This window comes from Marinigracilibium pacificum, assembly GCF_012926615.1.
Lineage (GTDB): Bacteria > Bacteroidota > Bacteroidia > Cytophagales > Cyclobacteriaceae > Mangrovivirga > Mangrovivirga pacifica.
Genome location: NZ_JABBNU010000014.1, coordinates 84,003 through 101,011, shown reverse-complemented (window position 1 = coordinate 101,011; position 17,009 = coordinate 84,003). Strand labels below are relative to the sequence as shown.

Here is a 17,009-nt window from a genome sequence, read left to right as displayed (position 1 = left end):
TGGATAGATCAGAAAGATAAACTCCCCCTGGCGCGCGTAGCGAAGCAATACGCGTGACTACAATAACAGCTCCACATTTAAAAGCCCCTTTTTATAATCAAAATAATCTCTTGCTGAACTGTACCAGTAATTTTCAGCCTCATCTACTATTTCTGCATCTACCGGATTATTATGGATATAATCAAGTCTTTGCTCAATCATTATATTATTATCCAATTCTATCGGATGGTTTCCATCCATCCATATCTTATTTGAAGTTATCCTTTTCAATTTACTCCCTGCATGTTTAAAAGCTCTTAACAACCACTCACTTCTACTTTCATTAATTCTGCCTATTTCCGATATGATCCGCTTATTACTAAGTTTTTTAAAATCTCGCATTATAGCAGATAAGCTTTCACCGTCTTTATTCACGCTTAATATCATATGGATATGGCTTGGCATGATACAATAGGCATGAACAGTTAATCCTCTTTTTCTCTGATAATACTCCAACGTATCCAATAAAACATGCTTATACTCTTTCCTGGTAAATAAATCAATCCAAAAAACTACAGTACAAGTAACAAAATATATCCCTTCCGGATTATTAAATTTATACTTTTCAGACATCAGTTTTGATTAGGCAATAGTTGATACTGGAAAAATATATCAGATAGAGACTATATCAAAATAAATAATGGAATTGAGATGGAAAATGTACGGCACGCGTTATGCTGAAAAAGCAACGCGCGCCAGGGGGGGTAATTTAATCCAGATCACAGATCCTACGATAGGGGTACGACATTACAAATGTCGAGCAGCAGTAATTGAAGAATAAACTAAACAAGACATTACAAATACCAACCTCTAACATCCTCGTTCCAAACAAGGACGATTGACTCACGTTACTATTCATTGCCCTTGTTTAGCGAAGCATAAGAGGTTGTTAGAGAATTGCGTTTATAACGCTGATAAAAAAAAAGCCATCGAAGAAAACTCCGATGGCCTGGTTTTATATAAAATCTGATTACCAGATAACTACTCTTTCACTTTGAGGGATATACATTCCGTCACCTTCTTTAACACCAAAAGCTGAATAGAATGAATCAATATTTTTAAGTGGTCCATTTGCTCTGAACATTCCTGGTGAATGTGAATCCGTTTGAATTTGGTTTCTCAACGTTTCATCTCTGTACTTGATTCTCCAGATTGTAGCCCAAGACATGAAGAACCTTTGCTCAGGAGTAAACCCGGCAATTTCACCTGGTTTTTCAGTGTTAGCATAATGATCCATCAAACCATCATAAGCAACAGACAGTCCACAAAGATCTCCAATGTTTTCACCTAAAGTTAGTTTTCCATTTACATGTACATCAGGTAGTGCTTCAAAAGCATCAAACTGACTGATTAACACTTCAGATTTTGACTTAAACTGCTCAGCATCTGTTTCGCTCCACCAGTTAACCATGTTACCTTCAGAATCAAATCTTGATCCGTTATCATCAAAACCATGAGATACTTCATGACCAATTACCGCACCAATACCACCATAATTTACGGCGTCATCAGCTTTAAAATCAAAGAAAGGAGGTTGAAGGATAGCTGCAGGGAATACGATTTCATTGTTTAATGGGTTGTAATAAGCATTTACAGTTTGAGGAGTCATGCCCCACTCTTTTCTATCTACTGGCTTACCAACTTTTTCAATTTCTTCTTTGAAATTCCATTCACTTGCACTGATAACATTTTCTACAAGGCTGTTTTCAGTAATTACAAGCTCGCTGTAATCTTTCCACTCATCAGGATATCCGATTTTAACAGTAATAGTACCAAGCTTCTCAAGAGCTTTAGTCTTAGTGCTGTCTGTCATCCAGTCAAGATTCTTAATTCTATCACCAAAAGCATCAAGAATGTTATCAACCATTTCCTTAGCTTTAGTTTTTGCTTCAGCAGGGAATGCTTCAGCAACATAAAGTTTACCTACCGCTTCTCCGGCAACACCATTAACCATTCCTAGAACTCTTTTCCATCTTGGTCTCATTTCTTCAGTACCACGAAGTTTTTTGCTGAAAAACTCAAAGTCAGCAGCTACAATTTCGTGATTCAGATAATTTGCATATCTGTTAATAAGGTGCCATTTTAAATAAGCTTTCCATGACTCAACATCACCTTTAGCAATGATTCCGTCTACTCCTTGTAAAAATTCAGGAACTGAAACAACAATGCTATCAAGTTCAGGAAGACCAATTCCAGCGAAATATTCATTCCAGTTGATCTCATCATTAAGAGATGACAAATCAGAAACCGCATACTTATTATATAAAGCCGGAATGTTTCTCATTTCTACTCTTGTTCTTGAAGAATCAGCAAGAATAGTTTCCATTGCCATTACCGTAGATGCCTTTTCAGCTGCAACAGCTGCATCGTCTCCAGTCATTTCAAACATTCTCTGAACATGCTTTACATATTCTTCACGAAGATTTTTTGAAACGCTGTCATCTTTAAAATAATAGTCACGATCTGGAAGACCAAGACCAGATTGCCACATATAGGCAGCATTGATTTCACTATCCTTAAGGTCAGCCATTACACCAAAACCAAAAAAAGCACTTCCACCTCTCTTATGGTCGTTAACGATGTAATCCTGAAGTGATTTTTTGTCCGAGATATTGTCTATTAATTCAAAATATCTCTGAAGTGGTTTCATACCAACATTTTCTGCAAGCATTGAATCCATTCCTACATTGTAGAATAAGCCAGCTTTGTATTCATCAGAACCTTCTTTTAGTTCACCGCTATTCAAAGCATTTTCAAGAACTGATTTTACTGTTTCAGAGCTTGATTCTCTCAATTCATTAAAACTACCCCAACGTCCCTGGTCTCCAGGAATCTCAGTATTTTCAACCCACTTACCATTTACATAAGTAAAGAAGTCATCCTGAGCACGTACTGTAGTATCCATCAAAGAAAGGTCGATAGAATTATTCGCCTCACTCTGACCGCCATCTTCTGATTGACACGCAACAAAACCAGCTGCGAGTAATAAGACATATAACTTTTTCATTCGATACGATCTATTTGTTTAAAAAAATAAAAGTAACAATATATATGATTCAATGGTTAATCATTTTGATAAGTGGTAAATTTTTAGTGTGACAAAATAATATCATTATGGCAAAACCAAACAGATCACTAATTGATGCACTTCGAAGAACAATTAAGAAGTTGAATACTGACAAAAACTATCAATGGGGACATATGGGTAGTTGTAATTGCGGATTTCTAGCACAGGAAATCACTCATTTAAGTAAAAAAGAAATTCATGCCTATGCCATGCAAAAATATGGAGACTGGACAGAACAGGCTATGGATTACTGTCCAACCAGTGCCCAGCCTTTTGACCTGATCATTAATACCATGGTAAATTCAGGATTAACAATAGAAGATTTAATAGATCTGGAAAGACTAAAAAATAAAGAAGTACTGGAAAGAATTCCTGGCAAAGATTATTTAAGACATAATAAAAGAGAAGATGTCGTTAAATATATGATTGCCTGGGCCGATCTTTTAGAAGAAAAACTAGCTGAAGAGGGGCAAATGAAAGGAAATGTAAAACCAAAAATCACTCATACACCGGTTTTCGTTTAAATAAGTCTATTAAAGCAGAAAATTAAACTTAGCCTGATTAATTTTGAGGATGAAAAAGTCTGCAGTAGTTTTTGAATATTTTAAAAAGGAACTTCCTGAAGGGATTATCCTTCTACAAATAAACCCAATGGATCTTACGGGTACTGAAATCTTAATTTCAACAGAAGGGCATTTAAAGAAGGAAGAAAGAGAGTTTGATGATGAGATTTATGATGACCTTGAAGAGGATGGATTCGAAAAAGGTAATCCTCTAGAATTCAATTTATATCTCGAAAAAATTAAAAAAGGCCGGTAATTTCCCGGCCTTTATATTTTATACACTCAGAATTTCAAAGATACTGCTAGGAAATTCGGCTGCTGCAAAGAATAATCCCAACCCAAAAACTTTATGTTGAGGATTAAGATTTACAAAAGCACTAGGAATAGCGCTTACTGAAAGTCCGGCATATGCCAGAGCAAACAAGAGTATGGCTATAGTTGTTGTAGTACCTGTTGACAGGAAAATCACCCCACCGAAGAGAATGCACAATATTATCGATATTATCATTGATTTGTTTAGTCCTATTTTAGAAACTAACAATGAAATAGGGTAACAAAAAAGAGCAGAGAATGCAATAACCAACCCAGTTTTAACAGCTCCGGAAACATCTATAAAACTCATCACGCCAAACTCATCGATCAACTCTGGTAATTGGTTAAAAAAGAAGTTTGTCGCAATTCCAAAGATCAACCCTAAACCAAAGACCAACCATGGTTTACTTTCAGAAGTGGTAGCCTTTTTTACAGATAATCTTCTTTTGGTAGAAGTATTTAAATTTGTGAATTGCCTCTGAAGGTAAAAACCCGTTGCAAAAACAAGAATACCTCCTACTGCAAAGGTTATCGGACCACCAAAGATATCAAGAACATCAATAATTACAGGTTCAATAGCTTGAGCCAACTGAATCAAAACAATAAACAAGGCCATTACCTGCGGATATTTCTTCTCTGGAACAAACATCTCAAAAGTAGAAAATGCAGGACTATGAAATACATTCATAAGTATTAACCAAAATACTATTAAAATTGGCACCAGGAACCTCCACCATCCGTCAGGCTGAATAAAAACTGTAAAGGCCACAGTCATAAAAACCATTGTTACAAGGTTAATTCCTGATTTAATAAGAGGTAACTTTTCTTTCTTTTTAAGCCATATCTTATCAGCAAATATTCCTGCAGCAGGCGGAGTTACTAATAAAATTAGAGCCTGAATAATCAGAAACTCTTTTGTGATGGATGAAAAACCAAAAATATCAAGAACAACAGGTTGATATTTATGGTATGCAATCCAGCTAATCAGAATTGCGATATCCAAAAAAATAAGGGCCCAGATCTGGCGCCACTTGACTGAATATGTTTTCGACATGATTAAAAAATTAAATCTCTATACCAAGAATACAATTTAAAATCAAAATGGTTGTCTGAAAATCAAGGAATTATAAAAAAATTTCGAAAAAAAGCTTCATTTCTGTGGAAAATTAGCTGTTTTGTCTACCTTTGCATCCGCGAGCAGGCACGACCAGCTCCTATCGAACTCCCCCAGGTCAGGAATGAAGCAAGGGTAGATAGTTGAGCGGTGCGATGTCGGCTCGCCTTTTTTTTGTCCAGCCTATTCTTATCCACTTTATTTCTTTTGACTTAACCAATAAAGATTTAGTTTTGCAGCAAATTTAAACTAACATCTGCAACATGAAATTCTTTATTGACACAGCCAACCTGGCAGAAATCAAAGAAGCATACGATCTTGGAATACTTGACGGAGTTACTACGAACCCTTCACTAATGGCAAAAGAAGGAATTTCCGGCGACGAAAACGTAAGAAATCATTATAAAGCAATCTGTGATATCGTTGACAACAACGTAAGTGCTGAAGTAATTGCAACTGATTTTGACAACATGATCAAAGAAGGGAAAGAATTAGCTAAGATCGATGATAAGATCGTAGTTAAAGTTCCAATGATCAAAGATGGTGTTAAAGCAATCAAATGGTTTACATCTGAAGGAATAAGAACAAATTGCACATTAGTATTTAGTGCAGGACAAGCTTTACTTGCTGCAAAAGCTGGTGCCAGCTACGTTTCTCCATTCATCGGAAGGCTTGATGACATTTCACAGGACGGCCTGGAACTTATCGATCAAATTGTTCATATTTACGGTAACTATGGTTATACTACTGAAGTATTAGCTGCGTCAGTTCGTCATACAATGCACTTAATCAAATGTGCTGAAATTGGTGCTGATGTTGCTACTTGTCCATTAAGTGTTATCACTGGATTATTAAACCATCCATTAACTGACTCTGGACTTGCGAAGTTTTTAGCTGACCATAAAAAAGTTAACGGTTAATAAATAAAAAACATGACTTTTTCATCTGATCCATTAGTTAAAGTAGAAAACTTGACAATTTTCCAATCGGGTAATCCTATACTTTCGAATGTAAATTTCGAATTGTCTAAAGGAGAATTTGCCTTTTTAGTTGGAAGAACAGGATCTGGTAAAAGTTCATTGTTAAAAACATTATATGCAGACCTGCCATTGAAACAAGGAAATGTTGAAGTGGCAGGTTTCAATCTTAAAACCATCAATTCATCCCAAGTTCCTTTTTTAAGAAGAAAGCTTGGTATAGTTTTTCAGGATTTCCAGTTATTTGATGACCGAACGGTTTCTGAAAATCTTCAATTTGTAATGAAAGCTACAGGATGGACTGAAAGCTCTAAGATTAAAAACAGAATGACCGATGTTCTTATGCAGGTCGGTTTGGGTTCTGTACCTCAAAAATACCCTCATCAATTAAGTGGTGGTGAACAGCAACGTGTAGCAATTGCCAGGGCGTTGATTAATGAACCTGCGATGCTAGTGGCAGACGAACCTACCGGAAACCTCGATCCTGAAGTTTCAGATGGTATCTTCAAATTATTCCAGGAAATTAACAGATCAGGTACTGCAATATTAATGGCTACTCATGATCATCAGCTTGTAAAAAAACACCCTACCAGAATTCTAAAATGTGATTCCGGTAAGGTGATTGACTCTTCAAAAGAAGAAGTAAAACTCAGTAACGATTTTTAATTACTTGATGGTTACACTTGAAAACTGACCATCAACCGTTAGTTTTTTCCCAGAGTTTCCATTCTTTCTATATGTAGCTGATGTTGTTTTCTTATCAACATAATTAAAAGAGAAATCAGAAGGATGGCTTACTCCACCGTGATTAACCTCAATTTCCATATCCCAGGCACTGATGTTTTCAAATCTCAATTTCGGCGAAGAAAACTGGACATCTAAATTTATATTGCTTACGGATGAAGCAACTTTTTCAATTTCAAATGAACCAGTATGCTGAACATCCAGATCCAGTTTACCTGTCAATGTACCTACTTCAAATTTACTAAACTGGATATCACCTTCAATTGAAGCTAATTTATCTGATTTAAACTGTCCGTGCTGAAGCTCGATTTCAACATTTTTAACTTCTCCAAAAGCAATTTTTGAATGTTGGCTATTAAGAATAATATTCTCTGCTTTTTCAATTGTTACATTGCCACAGTGCTGGATATTAATTTCTGCATTAGACATTTTCCCGACATCAAGATCTCCAAACTGCATCTTTATTTTAGAATCATTGCCGAGTATATCGCCAAGCATTGCATTTCCGTGCTGATGTGAAATTTCAATTTTACCAGTCAAGTTTCCAGATACAATCGTTCCAAACTGATGGGAAATATCCATTGGCTGTGAAGCAGGAACCTTCACCTCATAATTTATCTCAAACCTTTCATTTTTAGAAGTATTTATACTTCCGCGCATCTCGGTTATTGCACCAACCTCGGAAGAGTTATCGCTTCCAATGAAATCTATTTCAATCTTATCCAATAACTGATTAGCCTTATCATCACTTCGGGCTTCAACTACCACCTGAACATCTATTTTAACATAGTTTTCAGACCATGGAACAATATTTACCTTCCCGAATTTATTCTTGATCTTGACAACAGTTGATTTATTCACTTTAAACTGTTTATCATACTCTTTCTCCTTTCTCACATCCAGATCACCGGCCGATGTGATAAATACAGATGCAAGAAGCATAAGTATCAGAAGATTAGCTGTTTGTATAGTTCTCATTATTTTCATTTTCGTAGCTTTTGTAATTATTAAGTATGGTAAGCTGCTCATTGAGTAAATCGATTTGCAATTTTAGGTTTTTGACTAGAGCCTGAATAAGCTGTTCATTCCCGGGGTTAGCTTCAAGCTGAGTCTTAAGCGATTTATAATCAATTAACAGATCTTTGAGTTCTTTATCGTATGCTTCGCTGATCGATTCAGGAGCACCCAATTCATTAATTTCTTTCCTTTTCTCATCAATCACCTGGAAATAGTACTTTTCAGTATTTACCTGATCAAAAGAAATATCATTATTAACACTTGGAATTTCGTATGAAGCAATAGTAGTCTTAACATCCGAAGAATCATTAAACAGAAACATTTTCATTGCCAATCCGAAAGTACATACCATAAACAAAACTGCAGCTGCTCTCCACCAATTAAATTGGACAACTTTAGCTTCCTTTCTACCTTCAGGCTTTAGTTCCTTTTCAATTTTCTCCCAGAGCTCTGACGTTGGTTCCAAATCATCAAAACCATCTCTATTGTCTTGGAAATATCCTTTTAATTTATCTTTATCTTTCATCTCTCTGATGATTTAGTATTGACTCTTTTAATTTCTTTTTGCCTCTCATATATTGAGTTTTGGAAGTATTCGGGCTTATCCCCAGGATCTCCCCTATTTCATTATGATCATATCCTTCGATTAAATAAAGAGATAAGACCACTCTAAATCCTTCAGGCAGTTCTTCCAGACACTTTTTAACCCTGATCACATCAACATCATCTAAATATGATTCATCTTCATTATCGTAGTGATCAACAATTTCTTCCTCTCCTACCCACTCAAACTTATTTTTCTTTATTACCTGCAAAGATTCATTCACAACAATCCTCTTCAGCCAGGCTCCAAACCTCGAACGTCCTTCGAAGGCATATAAATTATTAAATGCTTTTATAAATGAATCCTGAACAACATCTTCGGCAGCCTGCTTTTCACCTACAATTCTAAAGGCGGTGTTAAGCATTGCCTTTACATATAGCTTGTATATCTCATACTGAGCTTTCCTGTCTCCTTGCCTACACAAGTCGATCAGTTCAAAGTGTATTTCGTGTTCTGCGGATTTCAATTCTTTTTATTTTCACTATAAAGATTGAACAAATTTGAAAGGGTTGCATGAATGCAATAAAGATTACAAAATATTAAAAATAATACCCCGATGATTGAATTAATACATGAAATTTAAGGTGTTTAGAGTTGAATAATTTAATTTTGCGCACCTTTATTTAAAACAAAAATATACTATGTTGAATCCTTGGCATGATGTTGATCCGGGTACAGGAGCACCGGATATTGTAAATGGAATTATCGAAATACCTAAAAATAGTAGAGCAAAATACGAATTAGATAAGGAATCAGGATTATTGATTCTGGACAGGGTTTTATATTCAAATGTTTATTACCCAGCTAACTATGGTTTCATCCCTAAAACTTATTGCGATGACCATGACCCTTTGGATATCCTTGTATTTTCACAAGTAGAAATCGTTCCGATGTGTATTACTCCTGCAAAAGTTATTGGTGTAATGCGCATGCTCGATAACGGTGAAGCTGATGATAAAATCATTGCAGTAGCTGATCAGGACATGAGCGTTAACCACCTTAATGACATTAGTGATCTTCCTGAACATATGCTTAGGGAAATGAGAGCTTTCTTTGAGGACTATAAGAAGCTGGAACATAAAGAAGTAGTTGTTGAAGATTTCCAAAACAGAGAAATTGCTTTAGAGATTATCAACAAAAGCTTTGAAGATTACAATAAAAAATTCGGTAAAGACAATTAAGAATAACCGTTTTATCTAATATCAATCAAAACCTTACTTCAAGTGTTTTTTTTAGATTTATAACTCTTTGAACTATTTTTTTTAATTATACTTTTGAACAAAAAATTTCAAACTATGAGACAATTACTTTTAAGCTTACTAGCAATAGTTGCGTTTGCTTTTACATCTAATGCACAAGGATGGGGTCCTGATAAAGGTTTAACTCAAATTAGTGTAGGTGTTGGAACAAGTGGATGGGGAGTTCCTATTTTTGCAGATGTACAATTTGGAGTTACAGATTTCATCACGGTTGGACCTAGAATTTCTTATGCTTCAAAAACTTACAGACATGCTGGTTATAGATATGATGCCTCTGTATTCACTTTAGCTGCAGTTGGTAACTACCACTTTTCAAGACATATAAATGTACCTCAAGAATTAGATCTTTATGGAGGTTTAGAACTTGGATACGCTGCATGGAATGATGATTGGAATGATGATTACGGTCCGTATGATGGAAATTCTTCAACTATTTATCTTGGAATAAATGTTGGTGCAAAATACTTCTTCTCTCCAAACTTTGGAGCAATGGTTGAATTTGGAGGAGGAACTGGAACTGGTAATGCTCTTATTGGTGTTACTTTCGGTCTGTAATTAAAGATTTTACATAATAAAAAAACCGGACTTTAGGTCCGGTTTTTTTATGCCTTATAATTCACTTACAAAGTATAACACTTCACTTTTCAACAAGTCTGATTTGTTAAAATAACAATGATTATAAATCTGATTGGTTATTTAAACTAGACAAAAAAAACCGAAGCAGGTTTTCACTACTTCGGTCTATATTGTTGTATTTTAATTTATTTCAATTTATCTAATGCAGCTTTTGCGGCAGTAAACTGTGGATCTAAAGCTAGTGCTTTATTATAAAATTCCTTTGCCTGATTCTTATCTCCTATTTCCTCATACCTAACTCCTTGTAAATATCTCACAGCTGTTTCCATAGTTACTTGCTGCGTACCTCCATTCCCATTGTTGATTTCAAGTTTGGTGTCTTTAAATGATTGATTTTCTAAAATAGCACTAACATTAGAGTCAAATTCACTATATCTTTTCAAATCCAGATTCAATCCAGCTATCTTATACAAAGTAACAGGATCATTATTCTTTAAATATAAAGTTTCATATCTGGTAACAGCTTGATCCAGAACTCCTAAATTCTCATAACTTAGTGCAGATATTTCCAAAGCCATTTTATCTTCCGGTAAAACCTGCAATACATCCTTGGTTACCAAAGCTGCAGAAATATAATTTCTTTCTTCGAAATACATCAATGCTAAAGTATCAAGCAAGTTAACATTATTAGGATTGATAGCTATTAACTCATAGATGGCACTTTTAATATTATTACGGTCATTATATCTTTTAGCAATTTGGTATTTTGATACAGCAAGCTGTGTAAATGCCATTCCCATTTGCTGAAACTGCTTCTGTGCTGCAATTTCCTCAGGGGTTAAAGCTCTTTGAGTTGAATCTTGTTGTGCCTGTAGTGTAAAAAATGCCCCGCTTATAAACAGAGCTATTAAAAATATTCTCATGATTGTTGTTTTTGTTTAAGTCCTAATCTATTACCAATTTCTAACATCAGAGGGTAGGTCTGTGCTTTATCATTAGGAACTGTCCCCTCTAAAACAGCTTCCATTATTTCTTCTTTTATATCTCCAATAACTTTTGATGGCTTTATATCAAACGCTTCCATGATATCTTCACCAGTTATTGATAATTGAAAATTACGAAGCTGATCTTTTTCTTCAACTTCCTTCATTTTCTGCTCTACCTTTTCAAAATTCTTAAGATACCTTTTTACTCTTTCATGATTCTTCGAAGTAATATCTGCTTTACAAAGCATCATCAATTCATCAATATACTCTCCAGCCTCATACAATACTCTTCTCACTGCGCTATCGGTAACGGTATCCTTAACCAATGCAATCGGTCGAAGATGAAGTTTCACCAATTTCTGAACCATCTTCATTTTTTCATTCAGAGGTAATTTCATTCGTCTGAAAATTCCCGGAACCATTCGAGCTCCTTTATCTTCATGGCCATGAAATGTCCACCCCACCTTTGAATTAAAACGTTTTGTAGGAGGTTTTGCAATATCATGTAAAATTGCAGCCCATCGAAGCCATAAATCATCTGAGACCTCAGATACATTATCAAGAACTTCTAATGTGTGGTAAAAATTATCCTTATGCGACTGTCCGTTTCGTTTCTCAACACCATGCAATTCAACCATTTCAGGAAAAATATGCTTAAGAAGGCCGGATTGAAACAAAAGCTTAAACCCATATGATGGTTTAGGAGAAAGAATAATCTTATTTAGTTCATCTGTTATTCGCTCCTTACTTACGATATCAATCCTTTCCACATTTCTCATAAGTGATTCAAAGGTATCAGGTTCGATATCAAAATTTAATTGTGAAGCAAACCGAATGGCACGCATCATCCGTAAAGGGTCATCCGAAAAAGTAATATCGGGATCAAGAGGAGTTCTGATCAACTTCCTGCGAAGATCCTTGGTTCCTTCAAAGGGATCAACTAATTGTCCATAATCACCTTCATTCAAACTTATTGCTAATGCATTAATGGTGAAATCTCTCCTGTTCTGATCATCTTCAAGAGTACCATCTTCCACAACAGGTTTACGACTATCTTTTCTGTATGATTCTTTTCTGGCGCCAACAAACTCAAGTTCAAATTCACCAGAATTTATCATGGCAGTACCAAAATTCTTAAAGTAATTAACTTGCTTTTTACCTGGCAATTTATCTGCAACTACTCTGGCTAATTCAATACCACTACCAACACAAACAAAATCAATGTCTTTCGATGGTCTTTTTAAAATCAGGTCTCTAACATATCCACCTACGCAGTATACATCAACTCCAATCTCTTTAGCTGCTTCTCCAACAATACCAAATATTGCTAATTCTTCTAAATGTGCTCTTAGGTCCACCATTCAATTTTCTGTGACTCACTCAATTTTCAAAAGTAGTCGATCAATTCGGTTTTATCAAAGATAGAAGAGGCATTAGCCATTACAATTCACTTTTTTTCACAATTAAATTCATTATTTCATTTATTCTAATCAACTCAACACTATGAAACAGGGCAATTCATAAAATCCGGACTGAAAATAGCGTTATATACAAAATGTCATAATAATACTCTTTGAAAAATTTTGTGAGGTATTGAAGAAAAGATAACAATCTAAAAATCTTCAATCGTTTGAGAAAAAAAACATGTCTTTATAAATATTTTAATAGCAAGGTTAATGACACTTTAACACTCTACAAAAGACTGTGATTTAACAAGTTATTAAGGTTATTAAAACTCAAAGAAAATTCAAATCTCAGAAAATAGTGACATGCCTAAGCTATTTTATTAATAATTTATCGTTAATTAATTTTTAAACCGTACCTTTGTATCCCGTAAGATTTGCAAGCTAAAAAAACTTATGGGCGCAGTTAAATATATCTTCGTTACGGGTGGCGTAACATCTTCTTTAGGAAAGGGAATCATCTCAGCATCATTAGCAAAACTTCTTCAGGCAAGAGGTTATTCGGTAACAATCCAAAAATTTGATCCATACATAAATGTTGATCCGGGCACATTAAATCCGTATGAACATGGTGAATGTTATGTGACCGATGATGGAGCCGAAACTGACCTTGACCTGGGACACTATGAGCGTTTCCTAAACATTCCTACTTCACAAGATAACAACGTCACTACAGGGCGAATTTATTATAATGTGATCATGAAGGAACGACGTGGAGATTATCTTGGAAAAACAGTTCAGGTAATTCCACATATCACAGATGAGATCAAGAAAAACTTTTATAAGCTTGGTGAAAGTGGTAAATATGATTTCATTATTACTGAAATTGGAGGTTGTGTAGGTGATATCGAATCACTTCCATTCCTTGAAGCAGTAAGACAGGCAAGAATAGAGTTAGGGACATCCAATTTCTTAAACATACACTTAACACTTATTCCATTTCTTAAGGCTGCAGGCGAGTTAAAAACAAAACCTACTCAGCATTCAGTTAAACAACTTCTTGAAAATGGTATTCAGCCAGATATCCTTGTATGTAGATCTGAACAGCATCTTCCTCAGGATATCCGTAAGAAATTAGCATTGTTCTGCAATGTTCAAATTAATAGCGTTATCGAAGCTCTTGATGCTGAATCTATCTATGATGTACCGTTATTAATGAGAAAAGAAAAGCTTGATGAGCGTGTACTAAGCAAATTAAAGCTTCCAACTAAGATTCAACCTGACATTGATCAGTGGAAGGAATTCCTTGGTAGATTAAAGAACCCAACTAATGAAGTTCAAATTGCATTGATTGGTAAGTATGTTGAACTTCCTGATGCATATAAATCAATAAATGAATCGTTTGTACACGGTGGTGCAGAAAACGAATGTAAAGTAAAACTTCATCATATCTCATCTGAAGTTGTTTCTGAAGAAAATGTTCATGAATTACTTAGAGAGATGGATGGAATCCTTGTTGCTCCTGGATTTGGTGAAAGAGGAATCGAAGGCAAGCTTTCAGCAGTTAAATATGCTCGTGAAAACCAAATCCCTTTCTTTGGAATTTGTTTAGGTATGCAATGTGCAGTAGTTGAGTTTGCTAGAAATGTATTAGGACTAAAAGGTGCTGCATCAACTGAAATTGATAAGGAAACCAAATACCCGGTTATCGATTTGATGGAAGATCAAAAAGATATTGAAAATATGGGTGGAACTATGAGATTAGGTGCTTATGCTTGTAAGATCAAAAAAGGAACAAAAGCCTATGCAACTTATCATAAAACAAATATTGAAGAAAGACACAGACATAGATTTGAATTCAACAATAAATTTTTGGATCAATTTGAAGAAAACGGCATGATCGCTTCAGGAAAAAACCCTGACAGAGACCTTGTTGAGATTGTTGAATTAAAAAATCATCCTTGGTTTGTTGGCGCTCAATTCCATCCTGAATTAAAAAGTACTGTTCTTAAGCCGCATCCTTTATTTACAGGATTCGTTAAGGCAGCTATTGAGTTTAAGAAAAATAAGAATAAAGAATAACAAATAATTATAATGGATAGAAATCAAGCAATTGGGTTATCCCTGATCGCAGTCATGTTTATTATCTACACACAGTTCTTTTTTGATGAACCAAAGGTAGATGAAACGACTGAAAACAATCCTGGTCAAACCGAACAGGTAATCACTGAGTCAAATGAGCAAAAAGCTAGTGAAGAAGTCTCTGTAATAGAGTCTGAGGAGAGTGACTCAGTAAAACAAGCAATTGCCAATAGTAAATACGGTGCTTTTGCCCCAAGTGCTAACGGTAATGAAGATTTTTTCACTCTTGAGAACAACCTTTTAGAAGTTAAAATCAGTTCAAAAGGTGCAATTATAAAATCAGTTCGATTAAAAGATAGAGAAACCTATCTTGGAGAACCTTTATTCTTAATTGATGAAAACAGTTCTAAACAATCATTAATCACTGAAATAGATGGGAAAACCATTGATCTAACAGATCTGTTTTTCTCTAGTAGTTCTCCCAAAACTGTATCAGTATCAGAAGGCTCTGAGTCTGAAATAAAATTTGAATCTACCGGAACTTCAGGAAAGTCTATAATTGTAACTTATAAACTTGCGCATAATCAATTTACAGTAGATTATGATCTAGATTTCAAAGGTGTTAACACAAATGGTAAAAGCCTGGTTATATCTTGGGACAACCATACTAAAAGGCTTGAAAAGCAACTTGAAGGTGTACGTGTAGGATCAAGACCAGAAACTACAATCAATTATTTCAGATCTGATAACGAAGAGTTTAAATCGCTTGATGCGGCTTCAACTGATCCACAGTACGATACTTTAGCTACACCTGTAAAATGGTTTAGCATGTCTCAAAAGTACTTCTCGGCAGCATTGATTGCTGACAAAGGATTTACCAACACTCAATTCAAGACAATTACTCCTCCGGAATCTGATACAACTACAGTAAAAGAACTTTATGCTAAAGCATCAATTCCATTAAGTGATTTAAATGGAGAGAATTCATCTTTGAAATACTACTTCGGTCCAAATAACTACTATGTTATGGAAGCCGTTGAAGGAGCACCTGACTTTAAGGAAAACGTTCGATTCGGCTGGAAAATTCTAGCCTTTATAAATAAAGGATTAGTATTACCTATTTTCCATTTCCTTGAAAGATTCACAGGTAATTATGGATTAATTATCTTCATGCTTGTGTTGATCATTAAGCTTATGCTTTCTCCATTAACTTATAAATCTTATAAGTCAATGGCAAAAATGAAAGTGCTTAACAACCTTTTAAAACCAGAAACTGATCAATTAAAAGAAAAGTACGGAGACGATCAGGCAAAGGTTCAGCAGGAAACAATGAAGCTCTATCAAAAAATGGGGGTAAGTCCATTTGCGGCAATGAGCGGTTGTATTCCAATGTTATTACAAATGCCTATTCTGTTTGCTCTGTTTAACTTCTTCCCGTATTCAGTTGAACTAAGAGGTGAGTCTTTCCTTTGGGCAAATGACCTGTCTACTTACGATAGCATTGCAACGCTTCCATTTAATATTCCATTTTATGGTAATCACGTTTCATTGTTTACTTTGTTGATGACACTTTCAACCATTCTAATGACTTACACAAATAGTCAAATGAACAGTGCTCAAATGCAAGGACCAATGAAGACTATTCAATACTTCACTCCTGTTATCATTATGTTTGTATTGAATTCATTCCCTGCGGGTCTAACTTATTACTACTTCCTTTCTAATACTATCACCTTTGGTCAGCAGACTTTAATCAAGAAGTTTATGATCAATGAAGAAAAGATTGAACAACAGATCGAAGAAAACAGAAAGCTTAAAGGTGGTAAAAAGTCTAAATTCCAGTCTAAGCTTGAAGAAGCTATGAAAGCTCAAGAAGCTAAGGCTAAGAAAACAAAAAAGAAATAATAAAGACATTTCAAATAAATCAAAGCCCGACTGATTACTCAGTCGGGCTTTTTGTTTTATAAGCTTTATGACATTAGTAACAACTAAACTAATTCGGATAAATGAAAAAAATCTTTATGTAATAAAATACATAAAATGATACGGTTGTTATCAGAAGTTTTAGCTTCAATTATACAGATATATAATAATCCTTCTTTCTAAGACACCTTTTGTTACCTTCTAAAAACGAATAAGGGGGCAGTTACGCATAAATGGTGAGAAGCAATATATTATAAACTTGAAGATCATCATCTACCTCACCCAAATCATATTGATCAAATAGCTAGTATTATATATGCTTATAATTGAAAAAAGCCTGCTT

The 17,009-nt window shown here is 34.9% G+C and carries 16 protein-coding genes and 1 other RNA gene; 9 read left to right on the top strand and 8 right to left on the bottom strand.

Annotated features, from left to right (window positions below):
- Nucleotides 1-57: 57 nt before the first annotated feature.
- Both HH304_RS19575 and HH304_RS19570 read right to left on the bottom strand, forming a co-directional pair.
- A complete protein-coding gene (locus HH304_RS19575) occupies nt 58-612 on the bottom strand; it encodes an REP-associated tyrosine transposase (protein WP_169684979.1) in 555 nt (184 codons plus the stop codon).
- 397 nt (nt 613-1,009) lie between these two features.
- Entirely contained in the window at nt 1,010-3,046 is a 2,037-nt protein-coding gene (locus tag HH304_RS19570) for a M13 family metallopeptidase (protein ID WP_169684978.1), read from the bottom strand.
- Nucleotides 3,047-3,153: 107 nt separating this feature from the next.
- Here HH304_RS19570 and HH304_RS19565 point away from each other — a divergent pair, with 107 nt between their 5' ends.
- Together HH304_RS19565 and HH304_RS19560 are read left to right on the top strand one after the other, a co-directional pair.
- Nucleotides 3,154-3,630 (top strand): hypothetical protein, encoded by a 477-nt coding sequence (locus HH304_RS19565; RefSeq protein ID WP_169684977.1) that lies wholly within the window; start codon nt 3,154-3,156, stop codon nt 3,628-3,630.
- A 49-nt stretch (nt 3,631-3,679) separates the two neighbouring features.
- Nucleotides 3,680-3,925: a hypothetical protein gene (locus HH304_RS19560; RefSeq protein WP_169684976.1), complete on the top strand. Its 246-nt coding sequence runs from the start codon at nt 3,680-3,682 to the stop codon at nt 3,923-3,925.
- An 18-nt stretch (nt 3,926-3,943) separates the two neighbouring features.
- On the opposite strand, the gene HH304_RS19555 is transcribed toward HH304_RS19560, so the two are convergent.
- Complete coding sequence (locus HH304_RS19555) at nt 3,944-5,035, bottom strand: MFS transporter (protein ID WP_169684975.1); 1,092 nt, start codon at nt 5,033-5,035, stop codon at nt 3,944-3,946.
- A gap of 136 nt (nt 5,036-5,171) precedes the next feature.
- On the opposite strand from HH304_RS19555, the gene ffs reads away from it, so the two are divergent.
- The 3 genes from ffs to HH304_RS19540 all read left to right on the top strand — a co-directional run bounded on the left by ffs (nt 5,172) and on the right by HH304_RS19540 (nt 6,738).
- Nucleotides 5,172-5,268, top strand: an RNA gene (ffs, locus tag HH304_RS19550) — signal recognition particle sRNA small type.
- Nucleotides 5,269-5,358: 90 nt separating this feature from the next.
- Nucleotides 5,359-6,015, top strand: a complete 657-nt coding sequence (fsa, locus tag HH304_RS19545; protein WP_169684974.1) for a fructose-6-phosphate aldolase — start codon at nt 5,359-5,361, stop codon at nt 6,013-6,015.
- Nucleotides 6,016-6,027: 12 nt separating this feature from the next.
- Nucleotides 6,028-6,738, top strand: a complete 711-nt coding sequence (locus tag HH304_RS19540; RefSeq protein ID WP_169684973.1) for a cell division ATP-binding protein FtsE — start codon at nt 6,028-6,030, stop codon at nt 6,736-6,738.
- Here the strand turns inward: HH304_RS19540 and HH304_RS19535 are convergent, their stop codons facing one another.
- Genes HH304_RS19535 through HH304_RS19525 form a run of 3 tightly spaced genes read right to left on the bottom strand, consistent with a single transcriptional unit; the run spans nt 6,739 to nt 8,903 of the window.
- Nucleotides 6,739-7,794: a hypothetical protein gene (locus HH304_RS19535; protein WP_169684972.1), complete on the bottom strand. Its 1,056-nt coding sequence runs from the start codon at nt 7,792-7,794 to the stop codon at nt 6,739-6,741.
- Nucleotides 7,772-8,359 (bottom strand): hypothetical protein, encoded by a 588-nt coding sequence (locus HH304_RS19530; protein ID WP_169684971.1) that lies wholly within the window; start codon nt 8,357-8,359, stop codon nt 7,772-7,774. The genes HH304_RS19535 and HH304_RS19530 overlap by 23 nt, the downstream gene beginning before the upstream one ends.
- A complete protein-coding gene (locus HH304_RS19525; protein ID WP_169684970.1) occupies nt 8,349-8,903 on the bottom strand; it encodes an RNA polymerase sigma factor in 555 nt (184 codons plus the stop codon). The genes HH304_RS19530 and HH304_RS19525 overlap by 11 nt, the downstream gene beginning before the upstream one ends.
- Before the next feature lie 175 nt (nt 8,904-9,078).
- On the opposite strand from HH304_RS19525, the gene HH304_RS19520 reads away from it, so the two are divergent.
- Complete coding sequence (locus tag HH304_RS19520; RefSeq protein ID WP_271711703.1) at nt 9,079-9,618, top strand: inorganic diphosphatase; 540 nt, start codon at nt 9,079-9,081, stop codon at nt 9,616-9,618.
- A 114-nt stretch (nt 9,619-9,732) separates the two neighbouring features.
- On the top strand, nt 9,733-10,251 hold the full coding sequence (locus HH304_RS19515; protein WP_169684969.1) for a hypothetical protein: 519 nt from the start codon (nt 9,733-9,735) through the stop codon (nt 10,249-10,251).
- Between the two features lie 206 nt (nt 10,252-10,457).
- Here the strand turns inward: HH304_RS19515 and HH304_RS19510 are convergent, their stop codons facing one another.
- Entirely contained in the window at nt 10,458-11,195 is a 738-nt protein-coding gene (locus tag HH304_RS19510; RefSeq protein ID WP_169684968.1) for a tetratricopeptide repeat protein, read from the bottom strand.
- Nucleotides 11,192-12,616 (bottom strand): CCA tRNA nucleotidyltransferase, encoded by a 1,425-nt coding sequence (locus HH304_RS19505; RefSeq protein ID WP_408631357.1) that lies wholly within the window; start codon nt 12,614-12,616, stop codon nt 11,192-11,194. Before HH304_RS19505 ends, HH304_RS19510 begins: the two co-directional genes overlap by 4 nt.
- Nucleotides 12,617-13,117: 501 nt before the next feature.
- Here HH304_RS19505 and HH304_RS19500 point away from each other — a divergent pair.
- Nucleotides 13,118-14,743: a CTP synthase gene (locus HH304_RS19500; protein ID WP_169684966.1), complete on the top strand. Its 1,626-nt coding sequence runs from the start codon at nt 13,118-13,120 to the stop codon at nt 14,741-14,743.
- Between the two features lie 12 nt (nt 14,744-14,755).
- Nucleotides 14,756-16,648 (top strand): membrane protein insertase YidC, encoded by a 1,893-nt coding sequence (gene yidC, locus HH304_RS19495; protein ID WP_169684965.1) that lies wholly within the window; start codon nt 14,756-14,758, stop codon nt 16,646-16,648.
- The last annotated feature ends 361 nt before the right edge of the window (nt 16,649-17,009 follow it).

What these genes read in the sequence shown, in the direction of transcription:
- fsa (WP_169684974.1), top strand. Translation starts at nt 5,359, where the DNA reads ATGAAATTCTTTATTGACACAGCCAACCTGGCAGAAATCAAAGAAGCA.
- HH304_RS19565 (WP_169684977.1), top strand. Translation starts at nt 3,154, where the DNA reads ATGGCAAAACCAAACAGATCACTAATTGATGCACTTCGAAGAACAATT.
- HH304_RS19520 (WP_271711703.1), top strand. Translation starts at nt 9,079, where the DNA reads ATGTTGAATCCTTGGCATGATGTTGATCCGGGTACAGGAGCACCGGAT.
- HH304_RS19535 (WP_169684972.1), bottom strand. Translation starts at nt 7,794, where the DNA reads ATGAGAACTATACAAACAGCTAATCTTCTGATACTTATGCTTCTTGCA.
- HH304_RS19570 (WP_169684978.1), bottom strand. Translation starts at nt 3,046, where the DNA reads ATGAAAAAGTTATATGTCTTATTACTCGCAGCTGGTTTTGTTGCGTGT.
- HH304_RS19515 (WP_169684969.1), top strand. Translation starts at nt 9,733, where the DNA reads ATGAGACAATTACTTTTAAGCTTACTAGCAATAGTTGCGTTTGCTTTT.
- HH304_RS19555 (WP_169684975.1), bottom strand. Translation starts at nt 5,035, where the DNA reads ATGTCGAAAACATATTCAGTCAAGTGGCGCCAGATCTGGGCCCTTATT.
- HH304_RS19530 (WP_169684971.1), bottom strand. Translation starts at nt 8,359, where the DNA reads ATGAAAGATAAAGATAAATTAAAAGGATATTTCCAAGACAATAGAGAT.
- HH304_RS19575 (WP_169684979.1), bottom strand. Translation starts at nt 612, where the DNA reads ATGTCTGAAAAGTATAAATTTAATAATCCGGAAGGGATATATTTTGTT.
- yidC (WP_169684965.1), top strand. Translation starts at nt 14,756, where the DNA reads ATGGATAGAAATCAAGCAATTGGGTTATCCCTGATCGCAGTCATGTTT.
- HH304_RS19540 (WP_169684973.1), top strand. Translation starts at nt 6,028, where the DNA reads ATGACTTTTTCATCTGATCCATTAGTTAAAGTAGAAAACTTGACAATT.
- HH304_RS19560 (WP_169684976.1), top strand. Translation starts at nt 3,680, where the DNA reads ATGAAAAAGTCTGCAGTAGTTTTTGAATATTTTAAAAAGGAACTTCCT.
- HH304_RS19510 (WP_169684968.1), bottom strand. Translation starts at nt 11,195, where the DNA reads ATGAGAATATTTTTAATAGCTCTGTTTATAAGCGGGGCATTTTTTACA.
- HH304_RS19500 (WP_169684966.1), top strand. Translation starts at nt 13,118, where the DNA reads ATGGGCGCAGTTAAATATATCTTCGTTACGGGTGGCGTAACATCTTCT.